At 47.7% G+C, this 16,777-nt stretch carries 11 protein-coding genes; 4 read left to right on the top strand and 7 right to left on the bottom strand.

Annotated features, from left to right (window positions below; genetic code table 11):
• Positions 1 to 550 precede the first annotated feature (550 nt).
• The 4 genes from LRP49_RS23940 to hemL all read right to left on the bottom strand — a co-directional run bounded on the left by LRP49_RS23940 (position 551) and on the right by hemL (position 7,892).
• Positions 551 to 3,931, bottom strand: a complete 3,381-nt coding sequence (locus tag LRP49_RS23940; RefSeq protein ID WP_274146027.1) for a response regulator — start codon at positions 3,929 to 3,931, stop codon at positions 551 to 553.
• 212 nt (positions 3,932 to 4,143) lie between these two features.
• Positions 4,144 to 5,166, bottom strand: coding sequence for a 16S rRNA (guanine(1207)-N(2))-methyltransferase RsmC (gene rsmC / locus LRP49_RS23935; protein WP_274146025.1), 1,023 nt, complete (start codon positions 5,164 to 5,166; stop codon positions 4,144 to 4,146).
• A gap of 80 nt (positions 5,167 to 5,246) precedes the next feature.
• Positions 5,247 to 6,332: an AI-2E family transporter gene (locus tag LRP49_RS23930; protein ID WP_274146023.1), complete on the bottom strand. Its 1,086-nt coding sequence runs from the start codon at positions 6,330 to 6,332 to the stop codon at positions 5,247 to 5,249.
• A gap of 270 nt (positions 6,333 to 6,602) precedes the next feature.
• Positions 6,603 to 7,892 (bottom strand): glutamate-1-semialdehyde 2,1-aminomutase, encoded by a 1,290-nt coding sequence (hemL, locus tag LRP49_RS23925; RefSeq protein ID WP_274146021.1) that lies wholly within the window; start codon positions 7,890 to 7,892, stop codon positions 6,603 to 6,605.
• Between the two features lie 234 nt (positions 7,893 to 8,126).
• Here hemL and erpA point away from each other — a divergent pair, with 234 nt between their 5' ends.
• The 3 genes from erpA (at position 8,127) to LRP49_RS23910 (ending at position 12,867) form a co-directional block, all read left to right on the top strand.
• Positions 8,127 to 8,468 (top strand): iron-sulfur cluster insertion protein ErpA, encoded by a 342-nt coding sequence (erpA, locus tag LRP49_RS23920; RefSeq protein ID WP_067420108.1) that lies wholly within the window; start codon positions 8,127 to 8,129, stop codon positions 8,466 to 8,468.
• A gap of 119 nt (positions 8,469 to 8,587) precedes the next feature.
• On the top strand, positions 8,588 to 9,679 hold the full coding sequence (locus LRP49_RS23915; protein ID WP_274146019.1) for an efflux RND transporter periplasmic adaptor subunit: 1,092 nt from the start codon (positions 8,588 to 8,590) through the stop codon (positions 9,677 to 9,679).
• 11 nt (positions 9,680 to 9,690) lie between these two features.
• Positions 9,691 to 12,867, top strand: a complete 3,177-nt coding sequence (locus LRP49_RS23910) for an efflux RND transporter permease subunit (RefSeq protein WP_274146017.1) — start codon at positions 9,691 to 9,693, stop codon at positions 12,865 to 12,867.
• A gap of 55 nt (positions 12,868 to 12,922) precedes the next feature.
• Here LRP49_RS23910 and LRP49_RS23905 read toward each other — a convergent pair whose 3' ends face one another.
• The gene (locus tag LRP49_RS23905) at positions 12,923 to 14,242 is read right to left on the bottom strand and encodes a peptidoglycan DD-metalloendopeptidase family protein (protein ID WP_274146015.1); all 1,320 of its coding nucleotides are present in this window, start codon (positions 14,240 to 14,242) and stop codon (positions 12,923 to 12,925) included.
• Between the two features lie 188 nt (positions 14,243 to 14,430).
• Here LRP49_RS23905 and tyrS point away from each other — a divergent pair, with 188 nt between their 5' ends.
• Entirely contained in the window at positions 14,431 to 15,618 is a 1,188-nt protein-coding gene (tyrS, locus tag LRP49_RS23900) for a tyrosine--tRNA ligase (protein ID WP_274146013.1), read from the top strand.
• 40 nt (positions 15,619 to 15,658) lie between these two features.
• On the opposite strand, the gene LRP49_RS23895 is transcribed toward tyrS, so the two are convergent.
• Together LRP49_RS23895 and LRP49_RS23890 are read right to left on the bottom strand one after the other, a co-directional pair.
• The gene (locus LRP49_RS23895; protein ID WP_274146011.1) at positions 15,659 to 16,210 is read right to left on the bottom strand and encodes a flavodoxin family protein; all 552 of its coding nucleotides are present in this window, start codon (positions 16,208 to 16,210) and stop codon (positions 15,659 to 15,661) included.
• A gap of 27 nt (positions 16,211 to 16,237) precedes the next feature.
• Entirely contained in the window at positions 16,238 to 16,654 is a 417-nt protein-coding gene (locus tag LRP49_RS23890; protein ID WP_274146009.1) for a VOC family protein, read from the bottom strand.
• Between the last annotated feature and the right edge of the window lie 123 nt (positions 16,655 to 16,777).

The following is a 16,777-nucleotide window of genomic DNA, read 5'->3' as shown; positions in this document are numbered from 1 at the left end:
CGACGTTTAGCACTTGTTGACCGGGGTCAAATTACCGCTGACAAAGTACTTTTTTAAAATGAAATGTAAGTAAGCACTATCACTATGTTTACTGGTGTTCGGTGTTTTTTCTGTGTGATTGCAAATTGGTGATCAGGATCTACTAACTCGTTTGGCGTTAATTTTTTGCTGAAAATATCGCATGTTGTATTGTTGTGAGTCTCTTCTCATAAACGGAAACTTATCGATTCAAAACGCTTTGATGACTGAAAAATGCCCGTTTTTTCCGCGCTAAAGCGTGTTCAAATTCGTTGATTTCCCGTGATGAAAAACGCGGTGTTTGCGGCGAAAATTAAGTGGTTTTGGTGGTGAATCTACCGAATCAACGTTGAATGTCGCATGTGGTTGTTGGACTGAACATCACAGTTCTTAAGCGTTACATTCTCGCCACTGTGAGCAGATAACAATGTCTGGGAGGAGTGCAAGACGATTGAATGCCTGTGTCATGCAGGCTTGTGAGAGACAAAAAAGCCTCTACGATGAGAGGCCTTTTGATTGAGTAGAGGTGGGGTTATCGGGTTATTAGACCTTGAAGTTTATCTTTTAAAAACTCAACTTCACTTCGTTGTTGATTGTGGTCTGTGCAACGCTCTAACACAAAGTCGATAGTATTAAGCACAGTCCGCCACCTTGGTGACTTAGGAACCGTTTCTGCATGCAAGTACTTATCTAAGGTTCGAGTTTGCAAAGTGCTCCTGTCTAGATAAACGCGCCAAAGACCGCTTTCTTCTGCCAGGTCAAATTTAGATTTGCCGGTAGAGTCACTCCAGTAGCTAAGGGTTCCAAGCATGACTTTTACCAGAGTATCCCGAATGACATCGGCTTTATCTGGCTGACTACCAGAGAATTTGTCTGCCATGCGGGTAAATTCGCCGCCCAGCTCTCTTAAGTGTTGCAGCTTTTCTAGTGTGCCATCAAAGGCATAGTCTGATAGGGCATCAACGGCTTTTTCCAAAAGCTCAACTCGGTGGGATGACGCCTTGCCTCCTCCCGTGCTCATGATGAGCATCATGTGTAGGCCTGATGCTTCCGGCAATGCGATGACGTCTGAACTGATATCGATCAGTTCTCCGTCAATTTTGAACTTGATTTGGCCGCTGTAGTGTCCTCTGTTTGCCTCTGGCAGTGCCATGGCGAGAAAGTCTTCTAACAGGTGACGCTCTAACTGCTCCGCGCTTAAGTGGAAAATGGAATGACACGCGTCATTGGCATAACTTATTTTTCCGTTGGCTTGAACACAAAGGATAGCCTCAGACGCGGGGTCGAGCATTTCGAACAATCTACTTTGAACCTCACGAAGTCCTGCTTCTACTTGCTCACGTGCGTGAATTTCGTCATGCAGTAGACGATTTTTCTCACGTTCTTGTTCCGTCAAAGAGGCGTTAATATAGGCACGGATTCGCGCGCTCAGTTCGTCTTTGTTGAAGGGTTTTGTAAGATAGTCGTTTGCACCTGCATCAAATCCTTTTACCTTATCCTGTACCTGTCCAAGAGCTGAGAGCATGATGATGGGCAGCTGGCTTCGTGAATAACGCTCGCGCAAATGGGCGCAGACTTCGTAGCCGCTAAGTTCTGGCATCATCACATCCAGTAGCATAAGCGCGGGTTGTTCCATGGTGACAGATTCGATTGCTTGGCGACCATTTTCAACCGTTTTAACGCGGTATCCTTCAAGTCTTAGGAAGTTGTTAAGCACCTGAAGGTTAACGGGTTCGTCATCAACAACCAAAATCAAAGGCCCATTTGGATTTTCAGGAAGCTGCGCGATTTCATAGGGCTCAACATCTATTTTAGGTGCGGAAAAATGGACGTTTTTAGATAGCCGTGTTTTCGCCTTATCTTCTTCGGTGGCAATAGGCAGCGTGAAACTGAAGGTGGTTCCAACCATTGGTTGACTGCTGACATAAAGCTGACCACCCATAATATCAATGAGTTGACGGCTGATTGAGAGACCAAGGCCGGCCCCTTGTCGATAGGCACTGGAGCCGCCTGACGCTTGCGTCAACGGTTCAAAGATATATTCCAACTGATCAGAGGGTATCCCTTGCCCTGTATCAACAACCTGAATGCGAATTTGACCATCCAATACCGTAGCAGAAATGATGATTTTGCCTTCATCGGTATATTTGATTGCGTTTCCGATCAGGTTGTAAAGCACCTGCTCAAGACGTTGTTCGTCTGCACGTACTAGCGGTAAATCAATAGGTAATTGGTTGATAATGCGTACAGGTTTTCCACCGAGTAAGTGGCTAGAAAGCTCGATAACTAAACGAGCAGCTGTTGCCGTGTCGACGGCCTGTGGTGATATATCTAGGTCACCATAGCGCATCTTGTGGTAGTCGAGTAGGTCATCAACGAGCGTCGATAAGCGGTCACCACTGTTTATCAACATCTGGAGTTGAAGCTTTTGCCTTTCAGGTAGAGGCCCTTCAACACCGGCAAGAATCGACTCTGCGATACCTATCATGCCATGAAGAGGTGTGCGTAATTCATGGGAAGTGGTCGCAAGAAAGTCATCTTTCATTCGGTCGGCTTGCTGCAACTCCTCATTTTTTTGCTTGATAGTCTGAATGTTGAGTTCTAGCTCTTTGTTCTGCTCTCGAATCAACGCCAGCTTCTCACGCACTGAGCGCTGCATCCTTGCGAAGCTGATCGCGAGCCTTCCTATTTCATCTTCTCGATCTGTGCTGCTTATCTTTTGATCCAAATCGCCAGCAGATACTTGCTCAGCAGCCCATGTTAAACGTAGTAAAGGCGCAGTGATTGAGTTTGAAAGCAGGTGTGATGCAAATACCACCAACAATATGGCGATCACCATGACCACAATGAAAATTTTCTCAAGCTGATAGATGCGCGCAAAAGCTTCTTCTTCTGGAAGTTCGAGAATCAGTGCCCATTTATTGCCGTAGACGGAAACTGGGGAGTACGCCCCTAGAACACGCTCTCCATCAGAACCGAGGAAACTACCTACTTCCGTCAACCCTGATAATGCATCATCAACTGCAGAGGTCGTTATTGCGGTGAGTGGGCGAGTGTCTTGCGCATTTCTTGGTATCAGATCAGAACCGACCAATAAGGAGCTGATAAAGCCTTTTTCTCGCGGCGTGTCATTCAGCATGTTCGCCAGTGCGGTGTTGGGGAGTTTAAACAGCACATAGCTATGCAAGTATCCTTGCTGCTTTATTGGGGCGGCAAACCACGCATAGAGTTTGCCATCGCTGAACTGAGTAAAGTCAGTAAACGCAATGGGTGTTGAATCTGAATCATTAGAAGAAGCAGTGGTCAGTGCTTGGATGTCGGCAAATGTTATACCGGCAGCGGTAGTTTCCCACTGAGGTTCAAGTAAATTAGCACCGAAGTTGTTTTCTTTGAGGGCGGAGTAAACGACATTTCCGTCAATATCTACAAGAAGGATATCGGTAAAGTCTGAGCGTTTTAGGTGCTCTTTAAATGCCCAATCATAGCGTTTGTGTAGGAGTCGATAACGTTCACTCCCAACGTAATTGCTCTCGTTAACCGCGTTTGCTTCTGCATTCAATTTTCCGGCGTCATTACCATATTCTTGGCGGGCTACTTGACTTGCTTCTTCACGCGTATCACCCAATAAATGGAATGATGCAACAAGCCCATAGAATCGACCACCTGTAACGGTCGCAAGCTCTGAGCGAGAAAACGACTTTACTTCTGATTGCTTAGCATCAAAGTAGCTGTTGATTTGCTCGTGTTTGTTATCACGGAGGAACGCCAAGTGCGTGGTGCTCTGCGTTTCAAGGTCGCTGCTGTGAGATTCGAGGAAGAAAATCGCGAGCAAAGTGAGTGGCGTGATACTTAACGCCAAGAAAGCGAGCATTAGCGTATGCTGCAATCGCTTAAAACGTTGTTTCTTTTGCATGTCTCTGCCTGACAAGTAAAAATCAATTAGCGCGGGAGTTCAGCCGAATTTGTCGGTTTTAACGGCTATGAAAGCAAGCGCAGATGAAATAATCCTTATCGGGCTCTTATACGGACTTAATTTTTGTTGGCAAGTAAGTTGTCAATGAAGTACGTGCTGGGGCGCAAAATTAACGTTTTTAACGTTGAGCCGCGATGCGGCTCAACGAAATATTAGGCATTGATTGCGTGATAAATCGCAAATTTGGTGTTCTTTGCAGGCGTATCGCAATGGCCAAAGGCGGCTTCAATGAAAGGTGGGTAGCGTAGAAAGCTGTTGGCTACAATCATCAGTTGGCCTGTTTTAGACAGGTGCTTTGGTGCTTGTTCTAAGAATGTTTCAGTCGCTGCGTAGTGTGTTTTTAACCCTGCATGGAACGGTGGGTTACTAATTATATTGTCAAAACGTCCGTCGATGTTGCTGTAGACATCTGATGCCAAAACGACTCCGTCAAGATTGTTAAAACGCAGCGTTTCTTTGGCGGATTCAACGGCCAGAGCACTAATGTCAACCATGGTGAGCTGGGCATTAGGGTTAAGCATTTTAATCGCAGATCCAATGACGCCTGCGCCACACCCAAAGTCGAGTACTGAACCTTTTAATGCTGGCAGCGTGTCTAAAAGTAGTCGACTGCCTAAATCCAGTTCGCCGTGACTGAAAACGCCTGGCAAGGAACGGACTGTCAAAGTTTGTCCGTTGATGTCTAGCGGATAGCTTTTGTACCAGTCTTCAAGGTTAAAAGGCTGTGGTTCATTAATGCACTGTCCCCAATAGAAACTACAACGGCGTGCGGAATCAAACTTGGTAACACGACCGTAAGGTGCAAACATCTTCTCAATGCTTTTCACGCCACTGCGATTTTCACCCACCACGACAATTTCGGTCTCTTTACCGAGTGCAGCCATTAGCATCGACAGTAAGAAGTCGGCTTCGGCTTTAGCTTTTGGCCAGTACAGCAACACCATGTCTACGTTAGGCTGTTTTTGGTAGTTCGCGCCAAACTGAACGTTAAGAGTGTCAAAACGCTTCATCTGATTGGCATAGGCAAGGTTGGTGGTAAATATGCTAACGCTTGCTGCCGTGCTCAGAAGTTCCGTTGCGAACGTATCTTCAAGCTCGCCGGCTAACAGGACATGCTTTCCTTCGAAGTACTCGAGTTGACGTTCAACAACTTGACTTGGGGTGCTGTAAGACATGGATGCCTCTGGGTATCAAAATAGAGCGCGGATTCTCCCACAAAGCGTGCAATGTGGAAATAACCCGCGCAGCAAGATTGTCAGGTGTTGTCCTGCTTCTCTAGGAAGTTATGAAATTCTGTCTCATACATACGAAACAGAACCAAGGTCAGCGAAAAGATGATTGGGCCATAGATTAAGCCCATCAGACCATAGACCTGAAGTCCGCCGATTAACGAAAAGAAAATCAGTAAGGTGTTCATGCCAGAGTTACCCTGCATGAGCAGCGGTCTGAGAATGTTATCGACGGAACCAACGACCAGTACGCCCCAGCCAGCAAGGAACATTGCCCATTGCCATTCGCCAACCAGTAACAGGTAACCCGCCGCGGGTACCCAAATTAGTGCGGTGCCGACGACTGGAATGAAGGAAGCGAAAGCCATCATGGTGCCCCAGAAAAGGCCTGCAAATCCAGCGACCCACATGGCAAAACCACCGACTAAACCTTGCGCGAGAGCGGTCAGAAACGACCCCATCACTGCTGATTTTGCCACTTTTTCGACTTCATCAAGGATCATGTCTTCTTGTGTGCGAGAAAGCGGGCTGACATGTCGAAGTGTTTGAATGATTTTGTCGTGGTCACGCAGCAAGAAGAAGAGAACGAACAGCATGAGAAGAAAGTTAATCAAACCGCCCGTTACATCACCGAGAATTTTTGAGCTCATACCAATCATTTCAGAACTGAGCGATGACACGGTTGATGCAGCTCGGGAGATGATCTCTTGCGGCTTGATAGAGTCAAACGGCAGCCATTTGTCGAGCGAATGAAGTGTCGACTGTACGATTGGCATCGAGATGATTTCTTTTGCGCCACCCGCGCTCAACCATTCGTAAGCTCCGGTAAAGAAAGTAATGCCTTGACGCAAAATGGCAATGGCCACAAATATCATTGGGATAATAATAATGACGGTCAAGAGCGTGCATGAAAGCGCAGCAGCGATATTTGGGTGAGATTTAAGTCTATGCTCAATGCGATCGTGCACGGGGAAAAAGAGTAGCGACACAATGAATGCAAGAACGATTGAACCCATATAGGGGGCAATAAGTGCATAACAGGCGTATGCCGCGAGTGCTAATGCACCAATAAGCGTCCAGTGCCTCGGTTCAACCTTAAACGATGATGCCATTCATAGGCTCCTTATTTTGTCGCCAGAGAGATCTGGAGAACAGTGTAGTTTGAGGCGTATGATACGTTGTGACTTTTAATGGAAAAAGGGTAAATATTGTGTCGTGTTGCGACGGACAATGTCAGTCTAAGAAAAAGCGCAAATTTAACCTGCCACTTTTCATCATTGGTGTGCTTGCTTTACTGGTCGTGATCAACTGGCAGTAGTGGGGTTGAAAGCAATAAAAAAGCGGAGCATGAGAGCTCCGCTTGTTCGTTTCGTATCCGACGATTAATTGCCAGCCAGTTTGGCAAAGGCGCGATCCGCTGCGGCCAGAGTCGCTTCTAGCTCTTTTTCGCCATGAGCAAGAGAAGTGAAGCTCGCTTCGAATGCAGAAGGCGCAAGATAAACACCTTCTTCAAGCATTAGATGGAAGAAGCGTTTGAATGCGTCGATGTCACACTGTTGTACATCTGCAAAGCAGGTGATTTCTTCTTTGTTGGTGAAGAAGAAGCCGAACATGCCACCCACTTGGTTCGTGGTCAACGCAACGCCATTTTTCTCTGCGGCCGCTTTGAAGCCATCAGCCAAACGTTTAGTCATGTCTGCAAGGTGCGCTTCATTGCCTTCTTTACGCAGCGCGTTCAGTGCTGCTTCACCTGCCGCCATGGCAACTGGGTTACCTGATAGGGTGCCCGCCTGGTAAACAGGACCTGTTGGCGCAATGTATTCCATTACGTCACGACGACCACCAAACGCACCGACAGGCATGCCGCCACCGATAACTTTACCCAGTGTGGTTAGGTCAGGTTTGATGTTGTAGTGTGCTTGAGCACCACCCAACGCCACACGGAAGCCAGTCATCACTTCATCGAAAATCAACAGTGCCCCGAATTCGTCACACAGTGCGCGCAAGCCTTCCAAGAAGCCTTCTTGTGGTGGAATACAGTTCATGTTGCCCGCAACGGGCTCAACGATGATGCACGAGATGTCTTCTGGGAATTGCTCAAACGCAGCGCGTACTGAGTCCAGGTCATTGAACGTACATGTCAGGGTGTGTTTTGCGAAATCTGCCGGTACGCCTGGAGAAGTGGGTTCGCCCAGTGTCAGCATGCCAGAGCCTGCTTTTACCAGCAGACAGTCAGCATGGCCGTGGTAACACCCTTCGAACTTGATGAACTTGTCACGACGAGTAAAGCCGCGAGCCAGACGGATTGCACTCATGGTTGCTTCAGTGCCTGAGCTCACCATGCGAACCATTTCCATTGAGGGAACCAGTTGGCTTACCAGCTCTGCCAGTGTGATTTCTCGTGCAGTTGGTGCACCAAAACTCAGGCCGTTTTGAGCCGCGGCAATGACGGCATCACGGATTGCAGGGTGGTTGTGACCAAGAATCATTGGCCCCCAAGAACCTACGTAATCAATGTAAGCTTTGCCGTCAGCATCGTAAATGTAAGCGCCATCCGCACGCTCAATGAAAATTGGGTCACCGCCAACACCTGCGAATGCGCGAACAGGAGAGTTCACGCCGCCAGGGATAGTTTTGCGGGCTTGTTGGAATAACTCGGCTGATTTGGTCATGGTTCTTTCCTTGGCCTGATTTTAATTTTATGTTGGCGCGTATTGTAAGGGATGCGCGTTTATCAGGCGAGTTTGTTGATGAGGTAAGCATCACATCCAAGCCGATATTGGTGTATATTTCGACTTCCCGCTGTTTGTCTTTGCATTGACTTTGCAAAGATGGCCAATACTTGAACAAAATAGTCAGGTATTAGATAATGCGGCAATATATAAGAAGAAGTTTGTGAGGTTGAAATGAGTGATGCCCCATTGCCGCTGAAGTTTACTGATGCGGCGGCGATTAAGGTTAAGACGCTGATCCAGGAAGAGGAAAACCCTAATCTGAAGTTGCGCGTATACATTACCGGTGGTGGTTGTAGTGGCTTCCAGTACGGTTTTACCTTTGATGAAAACGTTAATGATGGTGACATGACGATTGAGAACAGCGGTGTGACTCTCGTTGTGGATCCCATGAGCCTGCAATATCTCCTCGGTGGCGAAGTTGATTACACAGAAGGGTTAGAAGGCTCACGTTTCTTCGTTAACAACCCTAATGCAACGACAACTTGTGGTTGTGGTGCGTCTTTCAGTGTGTAAAGTATTAGACACTCATTGAACAATGGGTCGCTTAGGTAAGCGGCCTTTTTATTTTCTGACAGGCCAGATGGATCGAGCCTGTTTCAATTTTCTGCAGTAACCTCGTTAGGACGAATACTATGGCGAATGCAGGCAAAATAGTCTCTTTTTTCTCCCAGCGCCCATGGATCTATTCACTGGTGTTGTTACTCGTGCTTGTTTTTTGGATAGGCAGTGGACACAGCGGCGAAGCCGAAGATAGCCTCCAAGAAGAAAAGCCCGCAGCTCCCCTTAGCCGTGTCTCGGTTGAAACCTTCTTTGCTGAACCTGTCACGCGTTCTATTTCACTTTACGGACGAACGGCCCCTGACCGAGATGCCACCATTTCTGCTGAAGCCGATGGTCGAATTGTCTCTGTGCGTGTCAAAAAAGGCACGTTTGTGAAAAAGGGCGACCTGTTGGTCAATATTGACAAAGCCGACCGCGAAGCCCAATTGGCACGTGCAAAGTCGTTATTAATTGTGCGCCAAAAAGAATTTAACGCCGCAAAGTCTCTCAAGAAGAAAGGATTGCAGGGGGAGGTGGCTTATTCACTCGCTGAAGCTAATCTCGTTGACGCAAAAGCCACGTTAGAAAATTTGGATTTGGCGTTGTCCAACACGGAAGTGCGCGCTCCCTTTGACGGTATCGTTGATAGTCTGATGGTGGAAGTGGGCGACTATTTGGGCATTGGTGATCCTATTGCCACTATCGTCGACCTGAATCCACTTATTGTGAAAGCCGATGTCAGTGAAAAGCACATCAGTCATGTTAATCCTGTTTACCCTGCCCGAATCATTTTGGTTGATGGGACAGAAAAAGACGGAAAACTTCGTTATCAATCTAGCATTGCATCTCCAACAACCAACACTTTTTCGATTGAACTCGAAATTGCAAACCCAGCGCAGGCACTTCCTGCAGGTATTAGCGCTGAAGTCGATTTGACGTTGGAGCAGAAAAGGGCAGTTAAGCTAAATCCATCTATGTTGGCGTTGGATGAAAAAGGCAACCTTGGGGTGAAAACCTTGACGGGGGATAAAGTCGCCTTTGTGCCTGCAACTGTCATTAAAGCTGAGCAGGATGGCGTGTGGCTATCGGGCTTAGGCGAGCAGGTAGTGGTCATAACAAAAGGGCAGGGGTTTGTGCGTGATGGTGACAACGTTATTGCCATTCGTGAATCTCAGGCGCAGTAAGGAGAGCAACGGTGACTAACCTAATCGATGCCTCATTAGCGCGCACCCGGACGATGGTTACTCTGCTCATTTTTCTCATCGTTGCAGGGTTCTATACCTACCAAACTATCCCAAAAGAGTCAGACCCAGATATTACGATCCCAATCATATATGTGTCTGTTGGCCATGAAGGGATCTCGCCTGAAGATGCCGAAAGGCTATTGGTTCGCCCGATCGAACAAGAGCTTCGCTCGATTGAAGGCATCAAGGAGATGACGGCGGTTGCGTCAGAAGGACACGCTTCTGTGACGTTGGAGTTCAATGTTGGTGTCGATCTTGATCAAGCCATGGCGGATGTCCGTGAAGCCGTTGACCTTGTGAAACCTCGTCTTCCTGACGACAGTGATGAACCCACCGTCAATGAAATCACGCTAGCCAATCAACAACCCGTATTGTCCGTTGCACTCTATGGCGATGTTTCTGAGCGTGCCATTGTGAACATCGCACGTAAACTTCAGGAAAAACTGGAGGGCTTCAAGCAGATTCTGGAAGTTGAAATTGCGGGTGACAGAGATGATGTGGTGGAGATCATTGTCGAACCTTTGTTGCTTGAAAGCTATGGCTTGGATCAGGAGGACATCTTTAACTTGGTATCGCGGAACAATCGTGTTGTTGCGGCAGGATACGTGGATACAGGTTATGGGCGCTTCTCAGTCAAAGTACCGTCAGTGTTCGAGTCAGTGACAGATGTGCTGGATCTTCCGATCAAGACAGATGGTATTCAGGTGGTTACCGTCGGGGATGTAGCAACGGTTCGTCGCGCGTTTAAAGACCCAGAAAGCTTCGCACGGTTAGACGGAAAAACTGCCGTCGTGCTCGATGTGAAAAAGCGTGCTGGTGAAAACATCATCGAGACGGTTGAGATAGTTAAAGCTGTTCTGAACGAAGCTCAGAAATCATCTCAATGGCCAGGCGCACTTCAGGTGAAATATACCTGGGACGGCTCTGACGACGTACGCACCATGTTGACGGACCTTCAAAACAATATTTTGTCGGCTGTGCTTTTAGTTGTGATTGTCATTATTGCAATTTTGGGTGCCCGTACCGCATTGCTGGTGGGAATATCCATACCCGGTTCCTTTTTGACAGGCCTGGTTGTGCTCGGCCTTTCGGGACTGACCATTAATATTGTTGTGCTTTTCTCGCTGATCATGGCGGTGGGCCTGCTGGTTGATGGCGCGATCGTTGTTACCGAATATGCGGATCGCCGCATGCGCGAAGGCGTGGACAGAAAGAAAGCCTACCAAGAAGCGGCTCACCGTATGGCATGGCCGATTATTGCATCAACAGCAACGACATTGGCTGCATTTGCGCCTCTCCTTTTCTGGCCAGGGATCACTGGTGAGTTTATGGGATACATGCCGTTGACCCTGATTGCGACGCTTTCTGCGTCTTTGATAATGGCACTGCTTTTTGTTCCTGTTCTAGGCAGTTTGCTAGGAAAACCTTTGCCTTTATCGGAAAAGCAAAAAGCAAGAATGCAGGCCTTGGAACGCGGCGAGTTTGAACAGGCCACAGGGATTACCCTTGCTTATATAAAAACGTTGTCCATTGCGATAAATCATCCAATCAAGATCCTTCTGGCAGCACTTCTCGTCGCGTTTAGTGTTGGTTATGCCTATAACAAATCGGGCTTAGGTACAGAGTTTTTCCCAGATGTTGATCCGGCGTTTTTTAATATTAAGGTGCGTTCATACGGTGACCTATCCATTCATGAGCAAGATGCGTTGATGAAAGAGGTTGAGCAACGCGTATTGGGCTTGGAAGAAATAGAAAGCGTCTATACGAAAACGGGTGGGGATGACGAGATCGGCGTGATCCAGATGAAACCGGTTGCTTGGCAAGAGCGGCGAAAAGTGAATGTCATCATTCAGGAGCTTCGAGATAAAACCTCGGATCTTTCTGGTATCGAGTTGGAGTTTAAAAAACCGGATGCCGGGCCTCCAAGTGAGCATGACTTGTCTATCGAGGTGATCGCAGCGGATACAGCGTGGTTGGAGCCAACTGCGAATCGTGTTCGTCAACTGCTTGAGGAGGACGCAGCGTTTACCAACTTTAGTGACACACTGACAAAACCGGGTATAGATTGGACTATCGACATCAATAGAGCGGATGCTGCCCGCTTTGGGGCGGATGCGACGATTGTCGGCAATACTGTTCAGTTTGTAACAAATGGCCTCAAAATCGGTGATTACCTTCCGGATGATGCCGATGAAGAGGTCGATATTCTTGTCCGTTATCCAGAGAATAAGCGAGATATCGGACGTTTTGATGAACTGAGGGTAAATACACCTTTTGGGTTAGTGCCAATTACAAACTTTGCCCAAATCAAGCCAGATGTGAAACAAGGCAATATCGATCGTGTTGATGGACAGCGCGTGGTGAAAGTGATGGCGGACATGGCAGAAGGCGAAAACTTAAGCCTTGCTCTGCCTGGCTTGAAAGAAAAGCTGGATGCACTGAACTTGCCGGAAAGTGTCGAGATCCGTATACGTGGTCAGAACGAAGAGCAAAATGAGAGTCAGGCCTTCCTAATGACTGCATTCTTAGCGGCACTAGGGGCAATGGCTTTGATTCTCATCACCCAATTCAATAGCTTCTACCAAGCTTTCTTAATACTCAGTGCCGTGTTGTTTTCTACCGTCGGCGTGTTCTTGGGGTTACTGATTTTCCAGCGGCCGTTTGGCGTCATCATGTCCGGTGTTGGGGTGATCACCTTGGCAGGTATTGTGGTAAACAATAATATCGTGCTTATTGATACTTACAATGTGCTGCGGCGTAGGGGCCTAGCTAAGGCAGAAGCCATTTTGCGCACAGGTGCTCAGCGCTTGAGACCGGTTCTGCTCACGACAGTGACCACGATTTTGGGCTTGCTACCCATGGTACTGGAGATGAACGTAGATTTGGTTAACCGAGGTGTGGAGTTTGGTGCACCGAGTACTCAGTGGTGGTCACAGTTAGCGACAGCTGTGGCTGGGGGGTTGGCATTCTCAACGGTCCTCACCCTCGTATTGACGCCTTGTCTACTCATGTTGGCGAGGGAACCCAAAGCCAACAAGAGTGTTCGAGACATTGAAGCATTGCTATCAGACGACGAAAAGGAACCGGCTCCTAAAGCCACTTACCGACAGGTTGGAGCGGAAGCGTAATCAATACGTAAAATGGCAAAGATAAAAAAGCAGCGCATTTGCGCTGCTTTTTTGTTTATGACGAAACCCGTTCAATGGTACCGATTGAGGCGAGTAACTGACTAAATTTGTTGAGCTGAGACATTCTGTCTTTGGCCATTGTTAGGAATTCAGTTTTCTCTTTGCCTGACAGCGATGTCGCTTGAGGCAGGCTTACGGTTCTTGGGTTTTTATGAACGCCATTGACCAAGAATTCGTAGTGCAAGTGCGGACCGGTAACGCGACCAGTTCCGCCGAGTGTACCGATGGTCTGGCCTTGCTTCACACGCTGACCTGTCTTCACTTTGCGTTTGGTCAGGTGCAGGTACTTGGTGATATAGATAGAACTGTGTCGGATGAAGACATAGTTACCATTGAACTTGTTGTACGCAGACTTCATGACCACGCCATCACCCGCAGCCCAGATCGGGGTACCGACAGGCGCAACATAGTCGGTGCCGCGGTGTGCTTTTCTTTGTCCTGTTACAGGGTGCAGACGGCGAGGATTGAAGTTGGAGCTGACGTAACGGAAGTTAACTGGCGATCGTAAGAAGGCTTTTTTCATCGCTCGGCCGTTTTCGTCATAGTATTTACCTGACTTGGCACGGATAGCCGTGAAGGTTTCGCCTTGGTTGGTGAAGGTTGCAGCCAGAATGTTTCCGCGGCCAATCAGTTCCCCTTCAACCAGTTGCTCTTCAAACAGGACGGAGAATTTGTCGCCCTGACGAATATCCAGCGCAAAGTCGATGTCCCAACCGAAAATACCTGCCAGCTCCATAATTTGGTTGGCGTTGAGTCCGGCACTCACCCCTGCATTCCAAAAGCTGGAATTAATAGTGGCCGAAGCGAAATTCACTTGGGTGTCGATTTGCTTGGATTCGACATGAGAAACGAAGTCATCGCCAATGCGGTTAACGATGAGCTTTTCGTTGGCACTTTTCGGTTGAATGAGTTGTGTAAACAGGCCGTTTTCATCGAAGCCGATATGAATTTCGTCGCCCACATTGAGCGCAGTGAGAGACTTTGTCCCTTTGTCACTGTTGATAAAGCGATACAAGGTAGTAGGGCTGATGCCGACACGATCAAAAATGACCGCCAAACTTTCACCTGATTGCACCACAAATTTTTGCCACTCTAGCGTCAGAGGGGTACTGAGCAACGGCATTTCATCTTCAGGCGGCAGTAGGGCACTCATTTCAAGAGGGACATTGTACTGCTTGCCAACCTGATACCTCGCGTCAGGATGCTGTGCTGGCGTTTCGGAGGGCAACAAGATCAGCACAACGAGTATTGCGCTAATAGCAGTAATAAGAATGCGGTGTAGCTGTGGTATCGCTTTTAATTTTTGTGCAGGCATTAAGAAACAATCACTAAGGAATAGAAAATGTCTGGAATGCACTCGCTTTTCGCCAACATCTTCTAAAAAAATGTCAGCCAGTGAATTCCTTTTCGCTAGGCATAAGTTTAACTGGTTTCAAAAATCCTCGCTATTCAAGTAGTATGTCGCTTTACGAAAATTTGCCGATTCTGTGGGAGCGATAAAGTATGGCGAGCATTGAAGCCGCGCTAGCTGAAATTAAGCGTGGTGTTGAGGAATTGATTCCTGAAGAGGAACTCATTAAAAAGCTGAAAGAGAACCGTCCTCTTCGTATCAAGTTGGGCGCGGATCCAACGGCACCAGACATTCATTTAGGTCATACAGTGATCATGAATAAACTGCGTGCATTCCAGGAGCTGGGCCATGAAGTTATCTTCCTGATCGGTGACTATACCGCAATGGTTGGTGACCCAAGCGGCAAGAACACGACGCGTCCACCGTTGACGCGCGAGCAAGTTCTGAACAACGCAGAAACGTATAAAGAGCAGATCTTTAAGATTCTGGATCCAGCAAAAACACGCATTGAGTTTAACTCAACGTGGCTGAGCGAGCTGGGCACAGACGGTATGATTCGCCTAGCGGCAAGCTCAACCGTTGCGCGCATGCTTGAGCGTGATGACTTTAAAAAGCGTTACAGCAATAACCAGCCTATCGCGATTCATGAGTTCATCTACCCACTGCTGCAAGGTTACGACTCAGTTGCCCTGAAAGCAGACGTTGAGCTGGGTGGTACGGATCAGAAGTTTAACCTGCTGATGGGACGTGAGCTTCAAAAGCAAAACGGTCAATCACAGCAAGTAGTTATCACTATGCCACTGTTGGTGGGTCTGGACGGCGTTAAGAAAATGTCAAAGTCTGCCCATAACTACATTGGTATCAGCGATGTGCCAAACGAGATGTTCGGTAAGATCATGTCTATTTCTGACGATCTGATGTGGAACTACTTCGAACTGCTTTCTTTCCGTCCACTGGAAGAAATTGCTGGCTTTAAAGAAGAGATCGCGAACGGCCGTAACCCTCGTGACGTGAAGATCTTGCTGGCTAAAGAAATCATTGCGCGCTTCCATTCCGAGGCGGATGCAGACGCAGCGGAAGCAGAGTTCATCAACCGCTTCCAGAAAGGCGCAATGCCAGAAGAAATGCCTGAGTTCTCATTTGAGCAAGGCGTGGCAATTGCAAACCTGCTGAAAGACGCAAGTCTGGTAGGTTCAACGTCAGATGCACTTCGCATGATTCGTCAAGGCGCAGTGAAAATTGACGGTGAAAAACTGGAAGACACCAAGCTGATTCCTGCTGCGGGTACCGCAGTTTATCAAGTTGGTAAGCGCAAATTTGCTCGCATCACGCTAGCGTAATTCGCGAACGATATTGTAAAGGCACCGAAAGGTGCCTTTTTTATGCCTGCAAGGTTGCAATTCGTTCGCCAAGACGCGTCGCTGTGCTTGCATCAATTGGGCTAATGCCGCTTTCTTGATCATCCAATGCGACAACACCCATAGAGGCATTAAGACGGTTGAATGTGGTTCGGTCTGTGCCTACAGGCGCATCGATACCCGCCCAAAGCATGCTGTGTTGGCTTGCCAGAATGAACATATATTCGATGGTACTTTGGAGTTCGCCACAAGGGCTACTACCAATAGTAAATCCCGCCGCCAGCTTGTTTTTCCATTGTTGCTCGGACCATGCATTGCTCGTGGAATCCGCGAAGGCTTTAAACTGTGCTGCCGGTCCGCCCATGTAAGTTGGGGCACCAAAGATAATGGCATCCATATCGAGAAGCTTTTCAAATAGCTCATCGTTTCGAAAGCGGCCTTCGACAATTTCTGGGCCTAATATTCGATGGGAATAAACCTTGGCACCTTTTGATTCCGCGCCGTGAGCCACAGCTTTTGCTAACGCGTCAGTGGTGCCGTTTTTTGAATAATAAACAATGGCGATTTTTTTCATACTGGTTCTTCCTTAACCATGGTGGCGTTACAAAAGGTAATCGTTACGTTTTACCAGTGAATCCGTCAGGTATTCAATGAACTCCCATTCAATTCCATCGTCATCCAAAAAATAGGCGCGTTTACGGCTTGGATGAGATTCGTTGAACTCTACTTGTGTAAAGCCTTTTGCCTTCAACCTCATTGATACAGCAGTCACATCGTCGACCACAAAACCGATGTGATTGGTTCCCAATTGACGGTAGGGAATGCGCTCAACAGGCTTATCAATGACAACTTCCTGCAAGGCAATGTATGACGTCTCTGTCCCGAGGTGACACCAGCCGTAGTGCTGATTACGACCTTCTCCACGGACTCTGAAGTCTGGCATCGCAGATTGCAGAAAGTGAATTGTGCTGTGAAGGTTGTTCACCGTAATGTTGGCGTGTTCGACGTAGCTGCTCATGATGATGTCCTCGCTGATAACTAAGTAAAGCTAATTGTTTACATAATAGGCGCGATGCATGATAAGTAAAGTTTTTGCTTTATTAAAGTTCGACGGACATAAAAAAACGCACTGTAAAGGCAG

This window comes from Enterovibrio qingdaonensis (genome assembly GCF_028683135.1).
Taxonomy (GTDB): Bacteria; Pseudomonadota; Gammaproteobacteria; order Enterobacterales; family Vibrionaceae; genus Enterovibrio; species Enterovibrio qingdaonensis.
The sequence above is the reverse complement of the archived record's forward strand: the minus strand, read 5'-3'. Positions and strand labels throughout refer to the sequence as shown.

Excerpts from the sequence above, each read along its gene's own strand:
- LRP49_RS23930 (WP_274146023.1), bottom strand. The coding sequence starts at position 6,332 with ATGGCATCATCGTTTAAGGTTGAACCGAGGCACTGGACGCTTATTGGT.
- LRP49_RS23915 (WP_274146019.1), top strand. The coding sequence starts at position 8,588 with ATGGCGAATGCAGGCAAAATAGTCTCTTTTTTCTCCCAGCGCCCATGG.
- LRP49_RS23905 (WP_274146015.1), bottom strand. The coding sequence starts at position 14,242 with ATGCCTGCACAAAAATTAAAAGCGATACCACAGCTACACCGCATTCTT.
- LRP49_RS23890 (WP_274146009.1), bottom strand. The coding sequence starts at position 16,654 with ATGAGCAGCTACGTCGAACACGCCAACATTACGGTGAACAACCTTCAC.
- LRP49_RS23895 (WP_274146011.1), bottom strand. The coding sequence starts at position 16,210 with ATGAAAAAAATCGCCATTGTTTATTATTCAAAAAACGGCACCACTGAC.
- hemL (WP_274146021.1), bottom strand. The coding sequence starts at position 7,892 with ATGACCAAATCAGCCGAGTTATTCCAACAAGCCCGCAAAACTATCCCT.
- rsmC (WP_274146025.1), bottom strand. The coding sequence starts at position 5,166 with ATGTCTTACAGCACCCCAAGTCAAGTTGTTGAACGTCAACTCGAGTAC.
- LRP49_RS23940 (WP_274146027.1), bottom strand. The coding sequence starts at position 3,931 with ATGCAAAAGAAACAACGTTTTAAGCGATTGCAGCATACGCTAATGCTC.
- tyrS (WP_274146013.1), top strand. The coding sequence starts at position 14,431 with ATGGCGAGCATTGAAGCCGCGCTAGCTGAAATTAAGCGTGGTGTTGAG.
- erpA (WP_067420108.1), top strand. The coding sequence starts at position 8,127 with ATGAGTGATGCCCCATTGCCGCTGAAGTTTACTGATGCGGCGGCGATT.